Genomic DNA, 24416 nt, shown 5'->3' on the forward strand with positions numbered 1-24416 from the left:
TCAATCCACCTTCACGTTGGCGGCCTTGATCATCGGCCACCATTTGGCGATTTCCGCCTTCTGCCAGGCACCGAGCGCATCCGGCGTGAGCTGATTCTTCGGCGGCATCTGCAAGCCCAAATTCTCGAGCTGCTTCTGCACGGCCGGATCGGCCATCGCCTCGACCGCAGCGGCGTTGAGCTTGGCCACGATCTCCTTCGGGGTACCCTTCGGCACCCAGAGGCCGGACCACAGCGTCATGTGGAAGCCCGGCAGGCCGGCCTCGTCGACCGTCGCGACGTCGGGCGCATTCGCGACCCGCTTGGAATCGGTGACCGCATAGGCGCGGATATTGCCGGCGCGGACCTGGTTGATCGAGTTCGACGTCTGGTCGACGATGATGTCGATCTGGCCGGCGACGAGGTCGTTCAGCGCCGGGCCGGTGCCGCGATACGGTACATATTGCAGCTTGATGCCGGAGACGTTCTCGAAATAGAGCCCGGCGATATGGCTGCCGCTGCCGGCGCCGGCGGTGCCCGCGGTCGGCGGCGCCGGCCGCGACTTCAGCCACTCCAGCAATTCCTTCAGCGATTTCGCCGGAACGGCGTTCTTGCTGACGATGATCATCGGGTTGCTCGGCAGCAGCACCACCGGCTCGAGATCGGTGACGAGGTCGTAGCCGAGCTTGTAGATCGCGCCGTTGGCGACATGGGTGCCGAGATGGCCGAACGAGATGGTATAGCCGTCGGGCGCCGAGCGCACCGCGCGGCCAACGCCGATCGAGCCGCCCGCTCCAGTCACGTTCTCGATCAGCAGCACCTCACCGAGCGACTGCTTCATTCGTTCGCCGAGGATGCGCGCCATCGCATCCGAGGGGCCGCCGGCGGCAAACGGCACCACGATGGTGATCGGGTGCGCGGGATAGGTTTCCGCGGAAACGGTCCCCGTCAACGCGAACATCGCCAATACGGCCAGAACCAGCTTCCGCATCACGCTCTCCCTCAATTTTCTTGTTTCCAATTATTTTTGAAGGGCCACCTTTCGACAAGATGGCCCTTCGGATGAGGCGTCAGAACTGCGAGAAGTCGATCGGCTTGTGCCGGTCGAGCGTGCGGGTGATCGGCGGCAGCGGGTATTTCAGGCCACTGGCGCAGTTGAACAGCATCACGCGGTCGGTCTTGCTGACACGGCCGTCGGCGAGGCTCTCCGTGTAGGCGGCATAGGTCGCGGCGCCCTCGGGGCACAGCAGCAGCCCCTCCTCGCGCGCGACCTCATTGAGGGCGGCGCTGATCTTGTCGTCATCGACGGCGATCGCAAAGCCCTTGCTCTCGCGCACCGCGCGCAAAATGAGGAAGTCGCCGATCGCCTGCGGCACGCGGATGCCCGAGGCGATGGTGTGGGCGTCCTCCCAGCGCGCGGCGTGTTCGGTGCCGGCCTCATAGGCCCGCACCATCGGCGCGCAGCCGGAGGCCTGCACAGCGACCATACGCGGGCGCTTGCTTCCGATGAAGCCGATCTTCTCGAGCTCGTCGAACGCCTTCCACATGCCGATCAGGCCGGTGCCGCCGCCGGTCGGGTAGAAGATCACGTCGGGCACGTCCCAGCCGAGCTGCTCGGCAAGTTCAAGCCCCATCGTCTTCTTGCCCTCGATCCGGTACGGCTCCTTCAGGGTCGAGGTGTCGAACCAGCCGACTTTCGCCTTACCCTCGCCGACGATCTTGCCGCAGTCATCGATATAGCCGTTGACGCGATAGACGGTGGCGCCCTGCAGCTCGATCTCGCTGACATTCACCTCCGGCGTATCGGCCGGGCAGAAGATCGTGGTCTTGATGCCGCAGGAGGTCGCATAGGCCGCCAGCGCCGCGCCGGCATTGCCGTTGGTCGGCATCGCCATGTGCTTGATGCCGAGCGCCTTGCCCATCGACACCGCCATCACCAGGCCGCGTGCCTTGAACGAGCCGGTCGGCAGCCGGCCTTCATCTTTCACAATGATCTCGCCGCCGCCAAGCCTGGCGCCGAGCCGCGGCAGCCGGATCAGCGGCGTCGTGACCTCGCCGAGGCTGACGATATCCTTGCATTTGCGCACCGGCAGCAGCTCGCGGTAGCGCCACAAATCGGCGGGACGCTGCGCCAGCGCGTCCTTGGTGAGCGCCTTCTTCACCCCGGCAAGGTCGTAGCGCACCAGCAGCGGCTTGCCGGCCTTGGAGAGGTTGTGCACCTGGTCGGCGGGATAATGATCGGCCTCCATCGCGCATTCGAGATGGGTGACGAAAGTCGGGCGTTCGATGGTGAGGTTGTCGTTGTCTTTCACGAGATGCGCTCTTTCTTTTTTCTTTGCGAATTCGTTTTGTCGGACCCGTCACCCTGAGGAGGCCGCGCAGCGGCCGTCTCGAAGGGCGACGAGCCTCGCTGCTCGCTCCGGGCCGTGCATCCTTCGAGACGCGCTCCGCGCTCCTCAGGATGACGGGACCGTGGCCGCCGTTCGCAGCCTCAAATATTCAGCACGCGCCCATAGGCGTCGAGCACTGCTTCCTTCATCATCTCCGACAAGGTCGGATGCGGGAATACGGTGTGCATCAATTCCTCTTCCGTGGTCTCCAGATTCATCGCCACCACATCAGCCCTGGATCAGCTCGGTGACCTCGGCGCCGATCATGTGGGCGCCGAGCAGCTGGCCGGTCTTCTTGTCGAAGATCACCTTGACGAGGCCCTGGTCCTCGCCGAGCGCGATTGCCTTGCCGTTGCCGACGAACGGGAAACGGCCGACCCGGATCTCGCGGCCGTCTTCCTTGGCCTTGGCCTCGGTGAGGCCGACGGAGGCGACCTGCGGGTTGCAGTAGGTGCAGCCCGGGATCATCAGCTTGTCCATCGGATGCGGATGCAGGCCCTTGATCGCCTCGATGCAGATCACGCCCTCATGCTCGGCCTTGTGCGCGAGCATCGGCGGTCCCGCGACGTCGCCGATCGCATAGATGCCGGGAACGTTGGTCTTGCCGAGGCCGTCGATCACGATGCAGCCGCGATCGGTTTTGACGCCAAGCTTCTCCAGCCCGAGATTCTCGATATTGCCGACCACGCCGACCGCCGAAATCACGCGCTCGAACTCCACCGCTTGCGGCTTCTCCTTGCCGTCGTCGATGGTCGCAACCACGCTGTCGGCCTTCTTCTCGAGCTTTGTCACCTTGGTCGAGGTGAGTATCTTGATCCCCATCTTCTCAAACCGCTTGCGGGCGAGCCCTGCGATTTCCGCATCCTCGACCGGGAGAATCTGCGGCAGCACCTCGACCACGGTGACGTCGGCGCCCATGGTGTGGAAGAACGAGGCGAACTCGATGCCGATCGCGCCGGAGCCGACCACCAGCAGCGATTTGGGCATCCGCTCCGGCACCATCGCCTCGAAATAGGTCCAGATCAGCTTCTTGTCGGGCTCGAGCCCGGGCAGCACGCGCGGCCGCGCGCCGGTCGCCACGATGATGTGCTTGGCCTGATAGGTGCCCTCCCCGCTGGCGCCCTTCGGCGCCTCGACCGCCGACTTCTTCACCGTGATCTTGCCGGGCGCGTCGATCGTGGCGTCGCCCCAGATCACCGTGACCTTGTTCTTCTTCATCAGGAAGCCGACGCCGTCATTGAGGCGCTTCGAGACGCCGCGCGAGCGCTGCACCACCGCCTTCGGATCGAACGAGACGTTGTCGGCCGACAGCCCGTAATCCTTGGCGTGCTGCATGTAGTGATAGATCTCGGCGGAGCGCAGCAGCGCCTTGGTCGGGATGCAGCCCCAGTTCAGGCAGATGCCGCCGAGATCAGGATTTCTCGACAATCGCGGTCTTGAGGCCGAGCTGCGCGGCGCGGATCGCGGTCACGTAGCCGCCGGGGCCGGAGCCGATGATGATGACGTCAAAGGATGTGTCGGCCATGGCGGCTCCCGTTCAACTCAACGTGTGACGCCGCGGGCGCGGCTTCTTGCGATCAATGACCTCACCAGCCATTCGAGCCCGATCACCACGGCCATGATGGCCAGGGCCATCAGCACGATCGGCTGGGCGATGTTCCGCGCCAGCTGCTCGCCGGCGAAGAACGCGGAGTGTAGAAGATCCAATCCGACCGGATTGAGCACCAGTGCGGCCGACAGCAACAGCGAGATCCAGGGCCAGCGCGTGCGAGCCATGCCGGCCATTCATCCGTACTCCCGCCATACCGCACCGAGGAACACGGACCACGCCAGCGCCAGCACCGCGGCGCCGATCATCATGATCCTGAACTGGATCGTCGATATCAGGTCGCGGTTGACCGCGACGAGCAACGCGACGGCGATAGCGGCGAGCAGGACGTACGGACCGACGATCGCGTACATGGCGGATGCCCGTCACACCATCATCATCACAGGGTTTTCGATCAGCTGCTTGAAGGCACCGATCAGCTCGGCGCCGAGCGCGCCGTCGATCGCACGGTGATCGCACGACAACGTCACGCTCATCATGTGCGCGATCTCGATCTTGCCGCCGCGCACCACCGGACGTTCCTCCGAGGTGCCAACCGCGAGGATCGAGGCATGCGGCGGGTTGATCACGGCGGTGAAGTGGTTGATGCCGTACATGCCGAGGTTGGAGACCGCGGTGGTGCCGCCCTGATATTCCTCCGGCTTCAGCTTGCGGGCGCGGGCGCGGGCGGCGAAATCCTTCATCTCGTTGGAGATGGTCGAGAGCGTCTTGGTCTCGGCCTTGCGGATGATCGGCGTGATCAGGCCGCCCGGCATCGCCACCGCGACGCCGACGTCGGAATGCTTGTGCTTGAGCATGCCGCCTTCGGTCCAGCTGACGTTGCAGTTCGGGATCTTCTGCAGCGCGACCGCCATCGCCTTGATGACGAAGTCGTTGACCGAGATCTTGTAGAGCGGCTTCTTCTCCTTGTCCTTCGGCGCTGCGGCGTTGATCTCCTCGCGCGCGGCGAGCAGCTTGCCGATGTCGCAGTCGATGGTGAGGTAGAAGTGCGGGACGTTCTGCACCGAGGCGGTGAGACGCTGCGCGATGGTGCGGCGCATGCCGTCATGCGGCACCACCTCGTAGGAGCCCGGCTCGAACAGCGCGAGAATCTGCTTGTCCGACATCGACGGCGCGATGCTCGGTCCCGCGGCGGGCGCGGCCGCCGGCGCCTTCAGGCCCTTGCCGGACTTGGCCTCGTCGACGTCGCGCGCGATGACCCGGCCATGCGGGCCGGTGCCGGTGATGCGGACAAGATCGATGCCGGCTTCCTTTGCCAGCCGGCGCGCCAGGGGCGATGAGAAGACCCGGGCGTGGCCGTTGGCCTGCGCAGCGGCCTGAGGCGCTGCTGCCAGCGCTGCGGCCGGCTTCGGCGCGGGCGCCGCTGCCGGTGCGGGAGCCGCCGCAGGCGCGGCCTGGGCGGCGGGCTTCGGCGCCTCGGCGGGTTTCGCCGCCGGGGCGGCGCCCGCTCCGGCGCCGGCCGCCGCCTTCACATCCTCGCCGTCGCCGGCCATGACCGCGATGACGTCGTTGACCGGCACGTCCTGCGTGCCTTCGGGCACCAGGATCTTGGCGATCGTGCCTTCATCGACCGCCTCGACTTCCATCGTCGCCTTGTCGGTCTCGATCTCCGCGATCACGTCGCCGGACTTGACCTTGTCGCCCTCTTTCTTGAGCCACTTGGCGAGGTTGCCCTTTTCCATCGTCGGCGACAGCGCGGGCATGAGAATATTGATCGGCATTGTCAGTGACCTTGTTGCGACCGCGGTTTGGTTTGGCCCATGTCGGTCGGCCGGGCGATTTCGGCTTCGAACATCTCGACGATGCGCGCGAGCGCCTCGTCCTCGGTGTATTCGCTCTCGCGCGCATAGGCGCGCGCGGCATGGCGGGCGATGTCGACCAGCATCAGCCCCACATGTCCGGCTCCTCGAAAGCGCGCTGGAACGCGATCGACAGGCCGCCATCGACGACGAAGGCGCGCAGCACCTCGATGGCGTCGTCGCGGCCCATCACGTCAGGCGGCAGCGGCTGCTCCTTGGGACCGGCCATCGGCGTTACCGGTAGGATACGGCCTTGGCGGCGGCGACCACCTCGGCGACGGAGGGCAGAGCGAGCTTTTCGAGGTTGGCGGCATAGGGCATCGGCACGTCCTTGCCGGAGACGCGCGCCACCGGCGCGTCGAGATAGTCGAAGGCGCGCTCCATGATGCGCGCGGCGACCTCGGAGCCGACGCCGCTCTGCTGCCAGCCCTCCTCGACCGTCACCGCGCGGCCGGTCTTCTTCACCGAGTTGATGATGGTCTCGGTGTCCATCGGACGGATGGTGCGGAGATCGACGACCTCGGCCTCGATACCTTCCTTGGCGAGTTCGTCGGCAGCCTTCAGCGCATAGGACATGCCCATCGCCCAAGAGACGATGGTGACGTCCTTGCCGGCGCGGGCAATCCGCGCCTTGCCGATCGGCACCACGAAATCAGCCAGCTTCGGCACCTCACCGGTGTGGCCGTACAGCACCTCATTCTCGAGGAAGATCACCGGATTGGGATCGCGGATCGCGGCCTTGAGCAGGCCCTTGTAATCGGCGGCCGAATACGGCGCGATCACCTTGAGGCCCGGGATCTGCGCGTACCACGCCGCGTAGTCCTGGCTGTGCTGCGCGGCGACGCGCGCGGCGGCGCCGTTCGGGCCGCGGAACACGATCGAGCAGCCCATCTGGCCGCCGGACATATAGAGCGTCTTGGCGGCGGAGTTGATGATCTGGTCGATCGCCTGCATGGCGAAGTTGAAGGTCATGAACTCGACGATCGGCTTCAAGCCCGCCATCGCCGCGCCGACGCCGACGCCGGCAAAGCCGTGCTCGGTGATCGGCGTGTCGATCACGCGGCGGGCGCCGAATTCCTGCAACAGGCCCTGCGTCACCTTGTAGGCGCCCTGATATTCCGCGACCTCCTCGCCCATGATGAAGACGTCGCCGTCGCGGCGCATCTCCTCGGCCATCGCATCGCGCAGCGCCTCGCGAATGGTCTGCGTGACCATCTCGGTCCCCGCGGGGATTTCCGGATCTGGCAGCGGCTCGGTCGCGGGCGCGGCCGGCACCTTCGCCGCGGGCTGCGGCGCTTCCGCCTTGGCTTCGGCAGGCGCGGCCTCGGCGGCCTTCGGCTGCGGCACCGGTGCCGCCGGCGCCTTGGCGAGGTCGGCGGCGCTTTCGCCGTCGACGAGAATGGTGGCGATCGGCGTGTTCACCGCAACGTCCGCGGTGCCTTCCGGAATCAGGATCTTGCCGAGCGTGCCCTCGTCGGTTGCCTCGACCTCCATCGTCGCCTTGTCGGTCTCGATCTCGGCGATGACGTCACCGGACTTGATGGTCTCGCCTTCCTTTTTCAGCCATTTGGCGAGGTTGCCCTTCTCCATGGTGGGCGACAGCGCAGGCATCAGCACTTGAATGGGCATATCGGCTCCCGAAATCGGTCTTGAAATTCGTCTGCGCGGGTGGGGTCAGCGGTAGATGTCGGTGTAGAGCTCGGCCGGATCCGGCTCCGGATCGTGCTGCGCGAAGTCTGCGGCCTCGTTGACGATCTCGCGCACCTGGGCGTCGATCGCCTTGAGGTCCTGCTCGCTGGCGCCCGAGGCCAGCAAGCGGTTGCGCACCTGCTCGATCGGGTCCTGGTCGTGACGCACCTTCTCGACCTCCTCGCGCGTGCGGTACTTGGCCGGATCGGACATCGAGTGGCCGCGGTAGCGGTAGGTCTGCATCTCGAGAATCATCGGACCGTTGCCGCCGCGGCACCAGGCCACGGCCTCATCGGCGGCGGCCTTGACGGCGCGCACGTCCATGCCGTCGACCTGCTTGCCCGGAATGTTGAAGGAGGCGCCGCGCTTGGAGAAATCCTGCTGGGCCGATGCGCGCGACACCGAGGTGCCCATCGCATAGCGGTTGTTTTCGATCACGTAGATCACCGGCAGCTTCCACAGCTCCGCCATGTTGAAGCTCTCGTAGACCTGGCCCTGGTTGGCCGCGCCGTCGCCGAAATAGGTCACGCTGACGTTATCGTTGCCGCGATAGCGGTTGGCGAACGCAAGGCCGGTGCCGAGCGAGACCTGCGCGCCCACGATTCCGTGACCGCCATAAAAGTGCTTCTCCTTGCTGAACATGTGCATGGAGCCGCCCTTGCCGCGGGAATAGCCGCCGCGGCGTCCGGTCAATTCGGCCATCACGCCCTTGGCTTCCATGTCGCAGGCCAGCATGTGGCCGTGGTCCCGGTAGCCGGTTATGACCTCGTCGCCCGGCTTCAGCGCCATCTGCATGCCGACCACGACCGCTTCCTGGCCGATATAGAGATGGCAGAACCCGCCGATCGCACCCATGCCGTAGAGTTGACCGGCCTTCTCCTCGAAGCGCCGGATCAGGAGCATGTCCCGCAGTGCCTTGAGCTCCTGCTCCTTGGTGAATTCGGGGGAGAGCCGGCCTTCTCCTGCCCTGATTCTTTTGCGACGCTTTTCTTGGGTGCGGCCATGGCAATTCCGGGTGAGAGAAGTCGGAGAACCCTCTCTAACCCAACTCAAATCGCCTTGGAAGGATTGCGTTCGCCCGATGGAATTTTGCTATGCCGCACTGCAGCGCGGCGCGACATTTTTGTGATAGCGCGCGAGTGATTTTGAAATTTGAGAACGCGTCAGTTCTTGTTGATCCGAACGAGATCGCGCGGATTGGCGTAGTCGAGCTGGAAGCGCGCGCGCTCGTCCAGCATGTCGGGATCGACCCGGTCCGACCGCAGCAGCGACACCCGCTGCTCGCCCTCGGCCCGCTCCTTCTTCAGCCGCGCCAGCTCGGAGGTCAGCGCGATGATCTCCTGATCGAGCTCCTGCCGCGCGTTCAAGCCGTATTTGCCGGTGTAGGCGTTGACGCCGAAATAGCCGACCATCAGCGCCGCCAGCGTATAGAGGGCGAGCCCGGTCAGAATCGATTTGAGGCGTGTGCGGGAAACCATGGCCGCGAGCATGCGGCCATGGGGTTAACGAACGCTGAACCAGAGCGTTTTCGAGCGAACTGGGTACCGGCTCGCGGGAAGAAAACGCGTCAAAACAAGTTCAGAGGTCCGTTCCGATTCAATCGGAACGGGCCTGTTGCTCAGCGGTTCTGCTTTTCGATAAAGGCCGCGAAGGCGTCGAGATACTGCTGCATCACGCCCTTGAGCGACTCCTTGGTCAGTTCGCCGTTGTCGTCGAAGGCATCGCCGACGCCGTTGAGATAGGCTTCCGGCTGACCGAGGATCGGGCCGGAAATGCCGGGCAGGATGTTCTGCAGGTGCTTCACCGCGCTGACGCCGCCGAGCGGTCCGGGCGAATTGCCGACGATGCCGATCGGCTTGCCGATGAACGAGCTCTTGCCGTAGGGCCGCGAGGCGACGTCGATGGCGTTCTTCAGCACGCCCGGGATCGAGCGGTTGTATTCGGGGGTCACGAACAGCACGCCGTTCGACTTCTGCAGCTTCTCGCGAAAGGCAAGCCAGTCCGCCGGCGGCGCGGCCTCGAGGTCCTGGTTGAAGAAGGAAATTTCCTGAAGCGTCGTCACATCGAGCTTCAGCGACGTCGGTGCAAGCTTGGCCAGCGCATTGGCGATCTTGAGCGAGAAGCTCTGTTTGCGGATGCTGCCGACGATGGTGACGATGTTATAGGCCATAGCAAATTCCCCTCGGGTTGCGCGTGAATCTGGTCGCCCTCACCTACCGGCGCACCAAGAAAGATGCAAGTGCATGGATCGTCCAATTCCGGAAACGCAGCGTTTCGCCGAATTGGTCTATGCAAAGCAAAAAGGCCGCCCCTGTCGGGACGGCCCTTGCGTTTCGATCCTCAGCCCTTGTTCGGGTTGATCAGGAATTTCTCGCCGGTCGCGCGCTTGTTGTAGACGGCGATGTTGTCGAGCTGCAGGGTCTCCTGCAACGACACCACCTTGGTGTAGTGACTGGCGAATGTCGTCTTCAACTCGGCAACCACGCGCTGGCGCAGCTTGTTGCCGGCCTCCGGACCGATCTTCATCAGGAACGGGAACAGCAGCCAGCCGCCGACGCCCAGGCCATGCCGAAGCCGCGCGGCAATTCGATCGAGCGGGTGTCGAGGCTGCCATAGACATAGACCTGCTTGTGCACATTCGAGCCGTAGCGGCTGTAGGCCTTGGCGGTCTTGTTGATCGCGGTCTCCATCGCGACCAGGATCTGGCCCGCGAGCTTGCCGCCGCCGATCGCATCGAAAGCGATAGTGGCGCCGGTTTCCACCAGCGCGCCGGTGAGCTTGTCCATGAAATCGGGCGCGGAGGAATCGACGACATGTTTGGCGCCGATCTTGTGCAGGATGTCGGCCTGCTCCTTGTTGCGCACGATGTTGACGAGGCCGATGCCGTCCTTGAGGCATATCTTGTTGAGCATCTGGCCGAGGTTGGACGCCGCCGCCGTGTGCACCAGCGCCTTGTGCCCCTCGCGCCGCATCGTCTCGGTCATGCCGAGCGCGGTCAGCGGATTGACGAAGCAGGACGCACCTTCCGCCGGCGTGGTGCCGTCGGGCAGCGGCAGGCATTCGTTGACGCGCAGCGTCCGATATTGCGCATACATCGCGCCACCGATCATCGCGACGGTGCGGCCCATCAGCGCTTTCGCCGCATCCGATGAACCGGTCCTGATCACGACGCCGGCACCTTCATTGCCGACCGGCATGGACTCGTCGAGCCGCGCGGCAAGACCCGGCAATGCCGCTTCCGGCACGCGCGCGGTCACCACGGGCAATTCCTTGCTGCCGGAGACCTTGGCGGCCGACATGTCGGCCGGGCCGATCAAAAGACCGAGGTCGGACGGATTGATCGGGGTCGCCTCGACCCGGACCACGACCTCGTCGGGGCCGGGCTCGGGGGTCGGGACATTGACCAGCGATATCTCGAGCTCGCCATTCTTCTTGAGCAGCGAACGCAGTTGCAGACCGCTCTTGCCGTCGCTCATCCCGACCTCCCTTTTGCGTTTTGTTGGATCCCGTTCAAGCTGGGGCGCTACGCCAGCGCCTTCAAGGCCGCCCTGCCCGCGTATTTCGCCTGGGTGCCGAGCTGCTGCTCGATGCGCAGCAGCTGGTTGTATTTGGCGGTACGGTCGGAGCGCGCCAGCGAGCCGGTCTTGATCTGCCCGCAATTGGTGGCGACCGCAAGGTCGGCGATCGTGGAATCCTCGGTCTCGCCGGAGCGGTGCGACATCACGGCGGTGTAGCCGGCCTTGTAGGCCATCTCGATCGCCGCAAGCGTCTCGGTCAGCGTGCCGATCTGGTTGACCTTGACCAGGATCGAATTGGCGCGGCCGTTTTTGATGCCGTCGGCAAGCCGGGTGACGTTGGTGACGAACAGATCGTCACCGACCAGCTGACACTTCTTGCCGATCGCATCCGTCAGTTCCTTCCAGCCGTCCATGTCGTCCTCCGACATGCCGTCCTCGATGGTGACGATCGGATAACGGCCGACGAGATCGGCGAGATACTTCACCTGCTCGGAGCGCGAGCGGGTCTTGTTCTCGCCGCCATAGACGTAGGAGCCTTCCTTGAAGAATTCGGTCGAGGCGCAGTCGAGGCCGAGCACGACGTCGCCGCCCGCCTTGTAGCCGGCCTTGCCGATCGCGTTCATGACGAACTCGAGCGCGGCGTCGGCCGACGGCAGGTTCGGCGCGAAGCCGCCCTCGTCGCCGACATTGGTGTTGTGGCCGGCCTTCTTCAGTTCGCCGCGCAGCGTGTGGAAGATTTCCGAACCGCAACGTAGCGCCTCGGCGAACGACGTGGCGCCGACCGGCAGGATCATGAATTCCTGGAAGTCGATCGGATTGTCGGCATGCACGCCGCCATTGATGATGTTCATCATCGGCACCGGCAGCGTCCGCGCCGAGGTGCCGCCGACATAACGATACAGCGGCATGTCGAAGGATTCGGCGGCGGCCTTGGCGCAGGCCAGCGAGACGCCGAGGATGGCGTTGGCCCCGAGCCGGCTCTTGTTCGGCGTACCGTCGAGCTCGATCATGATCTGGTCGATCGCGACCTGCTCCTCGACGGCCTGGTCGCTGAGCGCCTCGAAGATCTCGCCGTTGATGGCGGCGACCGCCTTCTCGACGCCCTTGCCGAGATAGCGCGACTTGGCGCCATCACGCAGTTCCACCGCCTCATGCGCGCCGGTGGACGCTCCCGACGGCACCGCCGCGCGACCGATTGACCCATCCTCCAGCACCACATCGACCTCGACGGTGGGGTTGCCGCGGCTATCAAGGATTTCGCGGCCGATGATGTCGACGATGTCAGTCATGACGAGCTCTTTCTCGATATGGGGTTGGCTGATGCGCCGCGTCATACACGGCGCGCAAGCAAATGTGAACGGCCCGCCGGCCCGGCCCGTCTGACGCTGCAATGTGGTGGGTTTATGCTGTCGGGGATTACCTTCGCGTGCTGGCCCATTGTTTCACGAAGCCGGGATAACGCAATGAACCGTCGCCAGTTTCTCGCCTCCACCACTGCCGCGATTTTGACCACGAGAGCGCAGGCGCAGGATGCCCAGACGCCGTTCCGGGTGAAATATTTCAACGTCGACGCCGGGACCGGCCTGCACGATGTCACGCCGGCGCCCGATGGCACCGTCTGGTTCACGGGCCAGCGCAGCGGTGCGCTGGGCCGGCTCAATCCGCGCGACGGTGCGTTCAAGCTGGTCAGCCTCGGCAAGGGTGCGGCCCCGCACGGCGTCACGATCGGCCCCGACGGCGCGCCATGGGTAACCGAGGGCGGGCAGAATGCGATCGCCCGCGTCGACCCCGGCGACCACAAGGTGACGCTGTTCCGCCTGCCTGAGAAAGCCGCTGACGCCAATCTCAATACCGGCGTGTTCGACAAGCGCGGCGTCTACTGGTTCACCGGCCAGTCCGGCTTCTACGGCCGGCTCGATCCGAAATCCGGTGAGATGAAGGTGTTCGAGGCACCGCGCGGCGTCGGCCCCTACGGCATCACCGTGACCCCAAACGGCGACATCTGGTACGCCTCGCTTGCCGGCAGCTATATCGCGCGGATTGACCTTGCGACCGGCAACGCCAGCGTGGTCCAGCCGCCGACGCCGAAACAGGGCGCGCGACGGGTGTGGTCGGATTCGCGGGGGCGGATCTGGGTCAGCGAATGGAACAGCGGCAACGTGTCCGTGCACGATCCCGCCGACGGGACGTGGAGGGCCTGGAAGCTGCCCGGCAGCAATCCACGGACCTATGCCGTCTATGTCGACGACAAGGACAAGGTCTGGCTCACCGATTTCTCGGCCAACGCGATCATGCGCTTCGATCCGGTGGGCGCGACCTTCAACGCATTTCCGAGCGACCGCGCCGGCGCGAATGTCCGGCAACTCGATGGCCGGCCCGGCGAGGTCTGGGGCTGTCGAATCCGGCCAAGACCGCTTGGTCCTGATCCAGACGGCGGCGCCCGCGTAGCACCCTGCCCCCGCACGCGGACGGTTGACGAACCGCCCGCTTCCGTTCATTTCGGCCTCTCCCACAAGGATGAGGCCCATGGCGAAGAAAACCCTGCAACTCGGCCGTGCCGTCGCGTGGCCGGATAGCCCGGACAAGGCGGTGCTCGACCGCGTCCCCAATCCGCAGGCCGGCACGGATTATCTGGTGCGCTTCGCTATCCCGGAATTCACCTCGGTCTGCCCGATCACCGGCCAGCCGGACTTCGCCCATCTGGTGCTCGACTATGTGCCGGGCCGGTGGCTCCTGGAATCTAAGTCGCTGAAACTCTATGCGGCGAGCTTCCGCAATCACGGCGCCTTCCACGAGGATTGCACCGTCATGATCGGGAAGCGCATCGTCGGGGAAATCAAGCCGAAATGGCTGCGCATCGGCGGCTATTGGTATCCGCGTGGCGGTATCCCGATCGACGTGTTCTTTCAGACCGGCCGACTGCCGAAAGGCGTCTGGGTTCCCGATCAGGGCGTCGCGCCCTATCGAGGCCGGGGCTGATCCGGCGTCTCAATAGGCGCTCAGCAGATCGACCTTGGCATTGGCGAGGATGAGGCGGCGCGCCAGCAGTGCGGAAAGATTGCGCATGATCTTCATCGAAATCTGCGGGTGGAGCTGACGATAGTCGGCAAAGCTGTCGATCGGTAGCTCGAGGCATTTGACCGGCGTGTCCGCCCAGACGTCGGCGCTGCGGTGGCTCTCGATGATCGCCATCTCGCCGAACTCCATCCCCGGCCCGAGGGAGGCAAGCCGCACGCCGCTCGGCAGCTTCACGCTCACCATCCCGCTTTGCAGGAAGAACAACGAATTGGCCGGCTCGCCGGCCACGACGATGCGTTGGCCGGCGTCGTAGCGGCGCGGCGTCGAGAGTTCGGCGAGCGCAGCGATCTCCTCGGGCGCGAGATCGGCCAAGAGCGCCTGCTCGCCGAGATGGGCGGTCTCCTTGGTCTCGGTGAAGCCGCCATAGCGGTAGATCAGTTGATCCTCGGCCCATTCAACGGCGTCGTCGAGCAGCGGAAAATGCCGCAACCGCTTCGGCTCTTCGATCTGCGCGCGGATCGTGGCCCAGACCGGCGACGTCGTCTCGACACCGGAGATGATCGTGGTGACACCGGAATTTCCGAGCGTGGCGATTTCTCAGCCAGCAGCTGGGCGCCGGCTGCCGTGATGTCGGGCACGCGGTGGAAATCTAGGATCAGCAGCGGCGCGCCGGGCGGCTCGCTGGACAGCCGGCGAGTGACGTAGTCGATCGACGCGAAGTTGAGCGCCCCCACCAGCTCGATGACGCGGGTGTCACTGTGGCGGTCATCAAGGATCTGCTGTTCGTGCGGCTGGCGGCTGCGGCGGGAGGTGATGCCGAAGATGTCGTAGTCGGCGATGATGCAGGTGCGGACGTCGCCGCTGCGGTTGAGCATATGCAGATCAAATCGCGCCGACAGCGCCTCGCAAACCTTCAGGCCTCGCACGCTGTTGAAGTGCCCATCGAGCAGCGGCGAATAGGTGCCGAGCCCCAATTGCGACGGGAGCGCTGCGACGATGCCGCCGCCGACCCCACTCTTGGCGGGCATTCCGACGCGATAGATCCACTCGCCGGCATAGTCGTACATGCCCGAGCTCGTCATCACCGACAGCGTGCGCGCGACGACATGCGGCGTCACCACCTGGACGCCGGTGACCGGATTGACGCCGCGATTGGCGAGCGTTGCGGCCATCACCGCGAGGTCGCGCGCGGTGACGAGAATTGCGCATTGCCGGAAATAGATATCGAGCACGGCATCGACGCCGTCCTGTAGCACGAGGTAGTTGCGCAGCAGCCAGGCGATCGCGCGATTGCGGTTGCCGGTCGCCGTCTCCGACGCATGGACCGCGTCGTCGACGTCGAGTTCGCGGCCGGCAAACTGGCCGAGCTTGTCCCGGATGCGCTCGAATGCGGCGCGGCCATCGACCTCGTGGATCAGCCCGGAGCAGGCAATCGCGCCGGCGTTGACCATCGGATTGAACGGCTTGTTGTCGTTGGTCAGCCGGATCGAGTTGAATGCCTCACCGCTCGGCTCGACGCCGATCGCCGACGCGACGCGCGCTTCGCCGACGAGATCGAGGGCCAGCGCAAACACGAACGCCTTCGAAACGGACTGGATGGTGAAAGGAGCGGCGCTGTCGCCGACTTCGTAGACATGGCCATCGATGGTGACGAGGCTGATGCCGAAATGCGCCGGGTTGGCCCGTTTCAGCTCCGGAATGTAGTCGGCGAGCGCGCCGGAATCGTCCGATTTGAATTCTTGGTGGCAGGAGGCCAGAAAACGCTGAAGTGGAGGCTCGGTGCCATATCCCGTTGTCCTGACGTCCGCATTCCCTCGAATAGGCCAGCCAGTCTGGACGTCCACGCTCTCACCTCAAATGGCGAGAAATAAGCAATCCTCATGCCATGCGCGGTCTTCCGAACGCTGCTGCGAATGCGTCATCCTGACGCTGCACCCCGCTTCCCTGCATGTTGTGTCTGCCACCGCCGGTGGGCCCGTGGACGCCTAGGTTGTCTGCGCATCGGCGGGCCTGGTCTGCCGCAGAAACCGCGCGCAGATAAAGCCGAGCACGACCATCACGGCGGCGGCTGACACCGATGTCGCGGTCTTGCCGACATGTTGCAAGCCGAAGCCGTAGGCGATCGGGCCGACGGTCTGGCCCATGAAGAAGAAGAACGAGTGCAGCGACAGCGCGGTGGCGCGCGCCTCGACCGACAGCTCGCTGGCGAACACCTGCAGGCAGCCGTGGATCATGTAGAAGCCGAGGCCCATTACCATGAGGCTCGCCATTTGCAGCTTCCAGTGCGGTCCGAAGGCGACGCCGACCAGTTGGATCGCGACCAGCGTCGCGCCCACGATCATCATCCCCCTCACCCCGATCCACGGCAGCAGGCGCGACACCGTGAGCGTGTAGAGCAATCCGCCGATCGCAAAGCCCGCGATCACGATGCCGGCGATCGACAGCGAGGTCTCGCCAAGCTCGAACAGGAACGAGGCGATGAAGGGAAACAGCCCGAGCACGCAGCAGCCTTCGATGAAAACCGCCGAGTAGCAGATGCGGGCGTTCGGATTGGTGAAGATGGTGCGATAGCCGTGGCGCAGCGCCTTCAGGCTGGTGCGCGGCGGACGGTTCAGCGCGGCGCCGCGGAAGCCGGCCGCCACCGCCAGCGCGACGATGATCACGAGGGCGCCGAGCACCGCGAGCACGCCGCGCCAGCCGAGAAGTCGCCGATCAGGCCGGAGGCCGTGGCGCCAAGCAGATTGCCGGTCATCGAGCCCGCGAGCGTTCGCCCGATCGCGAGCTGCCGCTTGTCCGGACCGACCAGATCGCTGGTCAGCGACAGTGCCACCGGAAACACGCCGCCCGAGCCAATGCCGGCGAGGATGCGGGTCACGAACAGCATCGGGAACGAGGTCGAGAGCGCGCCGAGGATGTTGGCGACGCCGAGCAGTCCGAGGCAGGTCGACCATCAGCCGCGCCTTGCCGAACAGATCGGCGGCGGCGCCGATCGCCGGCTGCACCGCGGCAAAGGTGAAGGCGAACACCGCAGCAAAGCTCGCCGCGGTCGCGATGCTGACGCCGAAATCATCAGCGACATGCGGCAGCACCGGATCAAGCGCACGCACCGACAGGCTCGCCGCGAAGGTCGCCAGCGTGATCACGTTGAGGGCCGGCGGCATGCCGCTGGTTGCGGTCATGTCGTTGTCCGCCGGTCAGGCTGCCGTCTTCGCCAGCGCGTCGAACTGCATCAGCCGCTTGACGAGGAACTCGAATTCACGGAGCGGCACCATGTTGGGACCATCCGACGGCGCGTGATCCGGATCGGGATGGGTCTCGATGAACACGCCGGCGACGCCGACCGCAACCGCAGCCCGCGCCAGCACCGGCACGAATTCACGCTCGCCGCCCGACGACGTACCCTTGCCGCCGGGCTGCTGCACCGAATGGGTGGCGTCGAAGATGACAGGCGCGCCGGTGGTGCGCGAAAGGATCGGCAGCGCGCGCATGTCGGAGACCAGCGTGTTGTAGCCGAACGACGCGCCGCGCTCGGTGACCAGCACATTGGCGTTGCCGGCGCCGGTGATCTTGCTGACCACATTGGCCATGTCCCACGGCGCCAGGAACTGGCCCTTCTTGACATTGACGACCTTGCCGGTCGCGGCCGCGGCCAGCAAGAGATCGGTCTGCCGGCACAGGAAGGCCGGGATCTGCAGCACGTGAACCGCCTGCGCCACGTCGGCGCACTGGGTCGCCTCATGCACGTCGGTCAGCACGGGCAGCCCGAGCGAAGACCGGATCTCTGCGAAGATCGGCAGCGCCTGCGCCAATCCGATGCCGCGCGCCGCCGTCGCGCTGGTGCGGTTCGCCTTGTCGAACGAGGTCTTGTACACCAGACCGATCTTGAGCCGGGCCGCGATCTCCTTCAGCGCGGACGCCACTTCAAGCGCATGCGCACGGCTCTCGAGCTGGCAGGGGCCGGCGATAATCGAAATCGGCAAGGCATTGCCGAATTTGGCCGATCCGACGGCAACGATCGGCGCGGCGGCTTGCGCGGAAACCTGATTGGTCAAAATGCTGCATCCTTTTGCCGGCGACCATGCAGTCCCGGGCGGGACGGATCAAGCCATCTCGCACGATGAGGGGGTTGCGCTGACGCCGTGGGTGCGCCGTGCTAACACAATCCCGCCCAAACAGCGCCTATAAACTGGCGCGGAACAGATTCCCATGAGGAAGACATGCGCATCCCGCTGATGATCGGAGCCGCCGCCCTGTCGGCGATGTCGGGCCTCGCCTACGGCCAGACCAGCAGCCAGCCGGGGGTCGTCACCAGCGGAGCCACCGGCGTCACCGTCAATGGCAAGTCGGCGGCGCGCAGCGGCGATACCACCAGCAATGGCGGCCCGCTCGTCGAGGGCGTGCCCAACGTCCTGATCAACGGCAAGCCGGCGGTGGTCATGGGCGACCGCACGCATTGCGGCGGCAAGACGACCTCCGGCAGCCACGGCGTCTTCATCAACGGCAAGCCGATGGTGACCCAGGGCGATCAGACCTCGGGCTGCTCGCAATAGCGTCGCTGAAACATTTTCCCTCTCAAGGGACCGAGTAAAGATCCCTCCCTCCCCGTCGCGACAAAATTGCGAAGCAATTTTGCGCTGAAGCGACGAAGCAATCCATCGCTCCGCATATGTGGTGCCAATGGATTGCTTCGCTTCGCTCGCAATGACGGGAACATGGCCGCAGCGGGCGTCACTTGACCGACGAAAACGCCGTCGGCACCAGAAGCTGGTTGACGATGTTGAGAACGATCTGGCCGTCCTCCTCGGTCTTGGCGCGCGCGGCGATCCACTCCGGATCGGTCTGGAACGCGGTCCACTTCTTCTCGCGCTCGGCGAGCGATTCCCAAGCCAGCAGATAGGTCAGGTCCTGGTTGGATTCCCCGACCAGCGTCGTGAAGAAGCCGGCCTGCCTGATGCCGTGCTTGTCCCAGAGCTTCAGCGTGATGGTCTCGAAGCGCTTGAGCAGCGCCGGCAGCCGTCCCGGCAGGCAGCGATAGACGCGGGTCTCGTAGATCATTGGCAGTCCTCCCAGATTGGTGTGCGGGCGGTTATAGCCAGCGCCTTCCGGACTGTCTTGAGGGGGTGACAACATGGCACCCCTGCTCGCGACGGGCGGCCATTTCCGCAATGTTGTTGCAATGTTACTTGCCCTAAAACCTGCCTTCAGGAGCCGGACCCAAAGGACATGCGGATACTGCTGGTTGAGGATGAGGCCGAAATGGCGGCGGCGCTGTCACAGGCGCTGAAGGGCTACGACATGGTGGTCGACCACGTGCCGAACCTTGCGGAGGCCGAGGAAGCGATCTGCGCCGACGTGCATGGCGCGGTCCTGCTCGACCGCCAGCTTCCGGACGGCGACGGCCTCACGCTGATCCCGAAGCTGCGCGCCAAGGCCGACGGTGTCCCGATCATCGTGCTGACCGCGCGCGGCGATCTCACCGACCGCATCACCGGCCTCGACAGCGGCGCCGACGACTATCTGGCCAAGCCGTTCGCGGTCGAGGAGCTGATGGCGCGGCTGCGCGCCGTGCTGCGCCGCCCCGCCGGACTGCAGCTCGAGATCATCAGGGCCGGCCGCGTGGCGTTCGATCGCAGCCATCGCGAGGCCAGTATCGACGGCTGCCCACTTGAGCTGCCGCGGCGCGAGCTGCTGGTGCTGGAGACGCTGTTGCGCCGCATGGGCCGCACCGTGCTGCGCGCGACGCTGGAGGAAGCGGTCTACAATTTCGAGGACGAGATCCAGTCCAACGCGCTCGACGCGCACGTCTCGCGGTTGCGCCGCAAACTCGCGGACGCCAACGCCGGCGTCGAGATCCACAGCATCCGCGGCGTCGGCTATCTCTTGAAGCAAACGTCATGAGCGAACAGGCCGAGCACTATTGCCTACGCTCGCAGCTGAGCTGGCGGCTGGTGACGCTCCAAGCGCTGCTGCTTGCCATGCTGATCGTTTGCCTGATCAGCGCGTTGTGTGCCACCGGCTTCCTGATCGTTCCGCGCGATGAGGATCATGTGATTTCCATCGTGCAGAGCGCGGTCGCGCGCGACAGCAAGGGCGAGCTGATTTTGCGCCCGACGGCCGAACTGCAAAAGCTTCGTGACGACACGCCCGACCTCTGGTTCCTGGTGCGCGACCGGCAAGGCCGATCGCTGACGGAAGGCGCGGTGCCGCCGGAATTTGCCAGGATCGGCGGCGCGCTCGACCAGATCAGCCAGGCACGCCTCGGCTGGCAGATGTTCGAGGATGATCCGCGCAAGCCGCCGGCGCGGCTGAAGCGCGTCAATTCCGACGCCGGCTCCGTGCAGGTGCTCACAGCGACGCAAGGGCCAATGTCGAGCGTCAAGACCGCGCTCGCCACGACGCTGGCATTCCTCGCCATTGCCCTGCCCGGCCTTTTCCTGATGGCATGCGCCACCTTCATCGCGACGCCGATGGTGGTGAAGCGCGCCTTCGCCGGTCTCGATACCACCGCCGACGAAGCGCGCCGGATCGATTTCCGCCAGCGCGGCAGCCGACTGTCGGCGGACCATCTGCCGCTCGAGGTAGCGCCGCTGGTGACCGCCATCAACGATGCGCTGAAACGGCTCGACGACGGCTATTCCCGGCACCAGCAATTCGTCGCCGACGCGGCGCATGAATTGCGCACGCCGATCGCGATCCTCAACACGCGGCTGGAGTCGCTGCCGCCAGGCCCGGAGAAAACCCGCCTGCTCGAGGATTCGGCGCGGCTTGCGACATTGGCCGAGCAACTGCTCGACATCCAGCGCTTCGACCAGTGCCGCAATCCGTTCGTCCGCGTCGATCTCGTCGCGGTCGCCCGCAATGTCGCGGCCGACCTCGCGCCGCTCGCGATCGCGGCCGGCTACGAGCTGTCGCTCGATACCGCAACCGATCGCGTCGAGACCTTGGGCGATCGCGCCGCGCTGGAGCGCGCGCTCACCGATCTGGTGCAGAACGCCATCCAGCATGGCGGCCGCCGCGGCACCATCACCATCCATGTCGGCAGCGCCGCGACGATCGACGTATCGGATGAAGGCGACGGCATTCCCCAGGACCAGCGCACCCGGATCTTCGATCCGTTCTATCGGCTCGCGCCGCTCGATCGCGGCGCCGGCCTCGGCCTCAACATGGTGCGCGAGATCGCAAGGCTGCACGGCGGTCACGTCTCCGTGCTCGACGGCCCGAAGGGCGGCGCGTGCTTCCGCCTCACATTACCGCCGGCGCCGTTCGCGTCGTGATGCCAAAGCGTTTTCGAGCGAAGCCTGTCCCGCACTCGATGCGGGATGGGCACCGGTTCGCGTGAAGGAAACGCGTCGAAACTAGAGTCCATTCCAATTCAATCGGAACGGGGCTCTCGCGCAATGTTGTCGCAATGCAGCTCCCGCAAACAAGGCGTCACGCTTCGCATCTGAGTCGAAGCGCCGCGACACTTTGCTGGGAATCCCAATGTCACATGATCTGCTGTCTTTCTTCACGGCGTGGATGGCGGCCCCCGGCCGCGTCGGCGCCATCGCGCCGTCGGGCGCCGCGCTCGCCGAACTGATCACGCGCGACATCAGCGCCGACACCGGCCCGGTGCTCGAGCTCGGACCGGGCACGGGCGCGTTCACCTATCAGCTGTTGAAGCGCGGCGTGCGCCAGCAGGATCTGACGCTGATCGAATACGGCTCGGATTTCATGCGGCTGTTGCAGCTGCGCTTTCCCGGTGCGCGGGTGCTGTGGATGGACGCGGCGCGCCTCGCCTCGGAGCGGCTCTACGATGGCGCGCCGGTCGGCGCCGTCGTCAGCGGACTGCCGCTGCTCAACATGTCGCCGCGCAAGGTCATCTCGATCGTCGGCGGCGCGTTCAGCTATCTGCGTCCCGGCGGCGCGTTCTATCAATTCACCTACGGCATGCGCTGCCCGGTGCCGCGGCCGATCCTCGACCGGCTCGGCCTGCGCGCGACACTGGTCGATCGCGCCATCCTCAACGTGCCGCCGGCCGCGGTCTACCGGCTGACGCGACGCCCGCAATACAAGCTGATGACGCGCGACGGCACGCCGGCGGCTGGTGCAAACGTTTCACCGATCAAGAAAGAACGCCGGGCCAGCGAGGACTGCGCCGTGTAACGGCGCAGCTGACGGCCGCTTAGTTAGACCAGCCGGCTCTGCTTCGCCGCGGCCTCGATGAACGACGCAAACAGCGGATGAGGTTCAAACGGCCGCGACTTCAGCTCGGGATGGAACTGGACGCCGATGAACCACGGATGGTCCTCATACTCCACGATCTCCGGCAGCACGCCGTCGGGCGACATGCCGGAGAAGCGCAGGCCGTGCTGCTCGAGGCGGTCCTTGTAGGCGGTGTCGACCTCGTAGCGATGGCGGTGCCGCTCGGAGATCTCGGTCGCGCCGCCATAGACCTGCGAGACGCGGCTGCCGCGGTTGAGCGCCGCGGGATAGGCCCCGAGCCGCATCGTGCCGCCGAGATCGCCGCTCTGCGAGCGCTTCTCGAGCTCGTTGCCGCGCAGCCATTCCGTCATCAGGCCGACCAGCGGCTCCTTGGTCGGGCCGAACTCGGTCGAGTTGGCGTCCTCGATGCCGACCAGATTGCGCGCCGCCTCGATCACCGCCATCTGCATGCCGAAGCAGATGCCGAAATACGGCACGTCACGCTCGCGCGCGAACTGCGCCGCGCGGATCTTGCCCTCGGCGCCGCGCTGGCCGAAGCCGCCGGGCACCAGGATGCCGTTGACGTGCTCGAGGAACGGCGCCGGGTCCTCGTTCTCGAACACCTCGCTCTCGATCCAGTCGAGATTGACCTTCACCTTGTTGGCGATGCCGCCGTGCGACAGCGCCTCGATCAGCGATTTGTAGGCGTCCTTCATGCCGGTGTACTTGCCGACGATGGCGATCGTCACCGCACCTTCCGGATTGCGGACGCGCTCGTTGATGACATGCCAGCTCTGCAGCGCCGGCGGAATCTTCGCGGTGATGCCGAACGCGGCCAGCACCTCGTCGTCGAGGCCGGCGGCGTGATAGGCCTCCGGCACGGCGTAGATGTTGTCGACGTCGCGCGCCTCGATCACGGCGCTCTCGCGCACGTTGCAGAACAGACCGAGCTTGCGCCGCTCCTCCTTGGGAATTTCGCGGTCGGTGCGGCACAGCAGGATGTCCGGCTGGATGCCGATCGAGCGCAGCTCCTTCACCGAGTGCTGCGTCGGCTTTGTCTTGAGTTCGCCGGCACTTGGAATGTACGGCAGAAGCGTCAGGTGAATGTAGACGGCGTGATCGCGCGGCAGCTCGTTCTTGAGCTGGCGGATCGCCTCGAAGAACGGCAGCCCCTCGATGTCGCCGACGGTGCCGCCGATCTCGACCAGCACGAAATCGTACTCGTCGTTACCCGACAGCACGAATTCCTTGATCGCGTTGGTGACGTGCGGGACCACCTGGATGGTGGCGCCGAGATAGTCGCCGCGGCGCTCCTTGGTGATGATGTCCTGGTAGATCCGACCGGTCGTGATGTTATCGGCCTTGGTGGCCGGACGACCGGTGAAGCGCTCGTAATGGCCGAGATCGAGATCGGTCTCGGCGCCGTCGTCGGTCACGAACACTTCGCCGTGCTGATACGGCGACATCGTTCCGGGGTCGAGGTTGAGATAGGGATCGAGCTTGCGAAGGCGGACTTTGTAGCCCCTGGCCTGCAGCAGAGCGCCGAGCGCCGCTGAAGCCAGACCCTTGCCGAGCGAGGAGACCACGCCGCCGGTGATGAATATGTACCGCGCCATGGGACTTTACCTTTAATCCAACTCCGGCGATTCGCAAAACGAATCGGCTGTTCCCGGCAAACAATTCGCCGGGCTGTGGGTTGCATCAAACTGGAAGCGATTTCAGAGCATTGATGGGGGTTTCTGATGCAGGATGCCAGCGGGGCATCCTGCATGGCCACCCTGCTTTATTGCGACCGTGGCGCCTGCGGGCCGCTCGGGGCCTGCTGCCCCTGCTGCTCGTCGGCCTTCTTCAGCGAATCGAGGATGCCGCCCGAGGTCGGCGCGTTCATCGGCGTGCCGCCGGCCGGCTGCGTCTGCGCCGGTGCGCCGGTGCCAACGATCGAGCTCGGCTTGCGGTCGTAGCCTGCGTACCAGGACAGGAACAGGCTGGTCACGAAGAAGCCCACCGCGAGGATCGCCGTGGTCCGCGTCAGCAAATTGGCGGTGCCGCGGCTCGACATGAAGCCGGCGCCGCCACCCATGCCAAGGCCACCGCCTTCGGATTTCTGCAACAGCACGGCGCCGATCATGACGGCGACAATCATGAGGTGGACAATGATAACGACAGTCTGCATCGCAAGCCTTCGTCACAAGCCGCCAAGCGGCCAGACAAACGGCGCTATCGGCTTTACG

General features: G+C 65.3%; 18 protein-coding genes and 7 pseudogenes. 6 read left to right on the forward strand and 19 right to left on the reverse strand.

Annotation, left to right across the window (positions count from 1 at the left end; all coding sequences use genetic code 11):
• From ACSKB9_RS03930 to eno, 13 genes and pseudogenes are all read right to left on the reverse strand, one after another.
• Positions 1–969 (reverse strand): tripartite tricarboxylate transporter substrate binding protein BugD, encoded by a 969-nt coding sequence (locus tag ACSKB9_RS03930; RefSeq protein WP_438071746.1) that lies wholly within the window; start codon positions 967–969, stop codon positions 1–3.
• Between the two features lie 79 nt (positions 970–1048).
• On the reverse strand, positions 1049–2290 hold the full coding sequence (locus ACSKB9_RS03935; RefSeq protein ID WP_438071747.1) for a threonine synthase: 1242 nt from the start codon (positions 2288–2290) through the stop codon (positions 1049–1051).
• Positions 2291–2469: 179 nt separating this feature from the next.
• A pseudogene (gene lpdA, locus ACSKB9_RS03940) lies at positions 2470–3893 on the reverse strand (dihydrolipoyl dehydrogenase).
• Between the two features lie 17 nt (positions 3894–3910).
• Positions 3911–4153, reverse strand: coding sequence for a hypothetical protein (locus ACSKB9_RS03945; RefSeq protein ID WP_438071748.1), 243 nt, complete (start codon positions 4151–4153; stop codon positions 3911–3913).
• Positions 4154–4330: a hypothetical protein gene (locus ACSKB9_RS03950; protein WP_168858567.1), complete on the reverse strand. Its 177-nt coding sequence runs from the start codon at positions 4328–4330 to the stop codon at positions 4154–4156.
• 12 nt (positions 4331–4342) lie between these two features.
• Complete coding sequence (locus tag ACSKB9_RS03955) at positions 4343–5698, reverse strand: pyruvate dehydrogenase complex dihydrolipoamide acetyltransferase (protein ID WP_438071749.1); 1356 nt, start codon at positions 5696–5698, stop codon at positions 4343–4345.
• 2 nt (positions 5699–5700) lie between these two features.
• A pseudogene (locus ACSKB9_RS03960) lies at positions 5701–6005 on the reverse strand (DUF5076 domain-containing protein).
• A 5-nt stretch (positions 6006–6010) separates the two neighbouring features.
• A complete protein-coding gene (locus ACSKB9_RS03965; protein WP_438071750.1) occupies positions 6011–7405 on the reverse strand; it encodes a pyruvate dehydrogenase complex E1 component subunit beta in 1395 nt (464 codons plus the stop codon).
• 45 nt (positions 7406–7450) lie between these two features.
• Positions 7451–8469 (reverse strand): annotated as a pseudogene (pdhA, locus tag ACSKB9_RS03970) (pyruvate dehydrogenase (acetyl-transferring) E1 component subunit alpha).
• 159 nt (positions 8470–8628) lie between these two features.
• The gene (locus tag ACSKB9_RS03975; protein WP_028339710.1) at positions 8629–8943 is read right to left on the reverse strand and encodes an FtsB family cell division protein; all 315 of its coding nucleotides are present in this window, start codon (positions 8941–8943) and stop codon (positions 8629–8631) included.
• Positions 8944–9083: 140 nt separating this feature from the next.
• Positions 9084–9635, reverse strand: a complete 552-nt coding sequence (locus ACSKB9_RS03980; protein WP_438071751.1) for an NADPH-dependent FMN reductase — start codon at positions 9633–9635, stop codon at positions 9084–9086.
• 170 nt (positions 9636–9805) lie between these two features.
• Positions 9806–10941: pseudogene (locus ACSKB9_RS03985) on the reverse strand (zinc-binding dehydrogenase).
• Between the two features lie 47 nt (positions 10942–10988).
• Positions 10989–12272: a phosphopyruvate hydratase gene (gene eno, locus ACSKB9_RS03990; RefSeq protein ID WP_438071752.1), complete on the reverse strand. Its 1284-nt coding sequence runs from the start codon at positions 12270–12272 to the stop codon at positions 10989–10991.
• 174 nt (positions 12273–12446) lie between these two features.
• Here eno and ACSKB9_RS03995 point away from each other — a divergent pair.
• Positions 12447–13431, forward strand: a pseudogene (locus ACSKB9_RS03995) (Vgb family protein).
• A 69-nt stretch (positions 13432–13500) separates the two neighbouring features.
• Positions 13501–13962: a preQ(1) synthase gene (gene queF / locus ACSKB9_RS04000; RefSeq protein ID WP_155258392.1), complete on the forward strand. Its 462-nt coding sequence runs from the start codon at positions 13501–13503 to the stop codon at positions 13960–13962.
• 9 nt (positions 13963–13971) lie between these two features.
• On the opposite strand, the pseudogene glsA reads toward queF, so the two are convergent.
• The 3 genes and pseudogenes from glsA to kdsA all read right to left on the reverse strand — a co-directional run bounded on the left by glsA (position 13972) and on the right by kdsA (position 18053).
• Positions 13972–15821 (reverse strand): annotated as a pseudogene (gene glsA, locus ACSKB9_RS04005) (glutaminase A).
• A gap of 165 nt (positions 15822–15986) precedes the next feature.
• A pseudogene (locus ACSKB9_RS04010) lies at positions 15987–17180 on the reverse strand (MFS transporter).
• 15 nt (positions 17181–17195) lie between these two features.
• Positions 17196–18053 (reverse strand): 3-deoxy-8-phosphooctulonate synthase, encoded by an 858-nt coding sequence (gene kdsA, locus ACSKB9_RS04015; RefSeq protein WP_438071753.1) that lies wholly within the window; start codon positions 18051–18053, stop codon positions 17196–17198.
• A 165-nt stretch (positions 18054–18218) separates the two neighbouring features.
• On the opposite strand from kdsA, the gene ACSKB9_RS04020 reads away from it, so the two are divergent.
• On the forward strand, positions 18219–18551 hold the full coding sequence (locus ACSKB9_RS04020) for a PAAR domain-containing protein (protein ID WP_438071754.1): 333 nt from the start codon (positions 18219–18221) through the stop codon (positions 18549–18551).
• Positions 18552–18729: 178 nt separating this feature from the next.
• Here the strand turns inward: ACSKB9_RS04020 and ACSKB9_RS04025 are convergent, their stop codons facing one another.
• Positions 18730–19056 (reverse strand): NIPSNAP family protein, encoded by a 327-nt coding sequence (locus ACSKB9_RS04025; RefSeq protein ID WP_438071755.1) that lies wholly within the window; start codon positions 19054–19056, stop codon positions 18730–18732.
• Positions 19057–19224: 168 nt separating this feature from the next.
• Between ACSKB9_RS04025 and ACSKB9_RS04030 the strand changes: the two genes are divergently transcribed.
• The 3 genes from ACSKB9_RS04030 to ACSKB9_RS04040 all read left to right on the forward strand — a co-directional run bounded on the left by ACSKB9_RS04030 (position 19225) and on the right by ACSKB9_RS04040 (position 22146).
• Complete coding sequence (locus tag ACSKB9_RS04030) at positions 19225–19899, forward strand: response regulator transcription factor (RefSeq protein WP_438071756.1); 675 nt, start codon at positions 19225–19227, stop codon at positions 19897–19899.
• Positions 19896–21275: a sensor histidine kinase gene (locus tag ACSKB9_RS04035; protein ID WP_438071757.1), complete on the forward strand. Its 1380-nt coding sequence runs from the start codon at positions 19896–19898 to the stop codon at positions 21273–21275. The genes ACSKB9_RS04030 and ACSKB9_RS04035 overlap by 4 nt, the downstream gene beginning before the upstream one ends.
• 208 nt (positions 21276–21483) lie before the next feature.
• Complete coding sequence (locus ACSKB9_RS04040) at positions 21484–22146, forward strand: class I SAM-dependent methyltransferase (RefSeq protein ID WP_092077282.1); 663 nt, start codon at positions 21484–21486, stop codon at positions 22144–22146.
• A gap of 23 nt (positions 22147–22169) precedes the next feature.
• On the opposite strand, the gene ACSKB9_RS04045 is transcribed toward ACSKB9_RS04040, so the two are convergent.
• Together ACSKB9_RS04045 and secG are read right to left on the reverse strand one after the other, a co-directional pair.
• Complete coding sequence (locus ACSKB9_RS04045; protein ID WP_438071758.1) at positions 22170–23801, reverse strand: CTP synthase; 1632 nt, start codon at positions 23799–23801, stop codon at positions 22170–22172.
• A 167-nt stretch (positions 23802–23968) separates the two neighbouring features.
• A complete protein-coding gene (gene secG, locus ACSKB9_RS04050) occupies positions 23969–24358 on the reverse strand; it encodes a preprotein translocase subunit SecG (protein WP_283061332.1) in 390 nt (129 codons plus the stop codon).
• Between the last annotated feature and the right edge of the window lie 58 nt (positions 24359–24416).

The sequence above is a fragment of the Bradyrhizobium sp. BR 1433 genome (assembly GCF_051547665.1).
Lineage (GTDB): Bacteria > Pseudomonadota > Alphaproteobacteria > Rhizobiales > Xanthobacteraceae > Bradyrhizobium > Bradyrhizobium australafricanum.

Excerpts from the sequence above, each read along its gene's own strand:
- queF (WP_155258392.1), top strand. The coding sequence starts at position 13,501 with ATGAGGCCCATGGCGAAGAAAACCCTGCAACTCGGCCGTGCCGTCGCG.
- ACSKB9_RS03965 (WP_438071750.1), bottom strand. The coding sequence starts at position 7,405 with ATGCCCATTCAAGTGCTGATGCCTGCGCTGTCGCCCACCATGGAGAAG.
- ACSKB9_RS03930 (WP_438071746.1), bottom strand. The coding sequence starts at position 969 with ATGCGGAAGCTGGTTCTGGCCGTATTGGCGATGTTCGCGTTGACGGGG.
- ACSKB9_RS04025 (WP_438071755.1), bottom strand. The coding sequence starts at position 19,056 with ATGATCTACGAGACCCGCGTCTATCGCTGCCTGCCGGGACGGCTGCCG.
- ACSKB9_RS03955 (WP_438071749.1), bottom strand. The coding sequence starts at position 5,698 with ATGCCGATCAATATTCTCATGCCCGCGCTGTCGCCGACGATGGAAAAG.
- ACSKB9_RS04045 (WP_438071758.1), bottom strand. The coding sequence starts at position 23,801 with ATGGCGCGGTACATATTCATCACCGGCGGCGTGGTCTCCTCGCTCGGC.
- ACSKB9_RS04030 (WP_438071756.1), top strand. The coding sequence starts at position 19,225 with ATGCGGATACTGCTGGTTGAGGATGAGGCCGAAATGGCGGCGGCGCTG.
- secG (WP_283061332.1), bottom strand. The coding sequence starts at position 24,358 with ATGCAGACTGTCGTTATCATTGTCCACCTCATGATTGTCGCCGTCATG.
- ACSKB9_RS04020 (WP_438071754.1), top strand. The coding sequence starts at position 18,219 with ATGCGCATCCCGCTGATGATCGGAGCCGCCGCCCTGTCGGCGATGTCG.
- ACSKB9_RS04040 (WP_092077282.1), top strand. The coding sequence starts at position 21,484 with ATGTCACATGATCTGCTGTCTTTCTTCACGGCGTGGATGGCGGCCCCC.
- eno (WP_438071752.1), bottom strand. The coding sequence starts at position 12,272 with ATGACTGACATCGTCGACATCATCGGCCGCGAAATCCTTGATAGCCGC.
- ACSKB9_RS03950 (WP_168858567.1), bottom strand. The coding sequence starts at position 4,330 with ATGTACGCGATCGTCGGTCCGTACGTCCTGCTCGCCGCTATCGCCGTC.
- ACSKB9_RS04035 (WP_438071757.1), top strand. The coding sequence starts at position 19,896 with ATGAGCGAACAGGCCGAGCACTATTGCCTACGCTCGCAGCTGAGCTGG.
- ACSKB9_RS03980 (WP_438071751.1), bottom strand. The coding sequence starts at position 9,635 with ATGGCCTATAACATCGTCACCATCGTCGGCAGCATCCGCAAACAGAGC.
- ACSKB9_RS03945 (WP_438071748.1), bottom strand. The coding sequence starts at position 4,153 with ATGGCCGGCATGGCTCGCACGCGCTGGCCCTGGATCTCGCTGTTGCTG.
- ACSKB9_RS03975 (WP_028339710.1), bottom strand. The coding sequence starts at position 8,943 with ATGGTTTCCCGCACACGCCTCAAATCGATTCTGACCGGGCTCGCCCTC.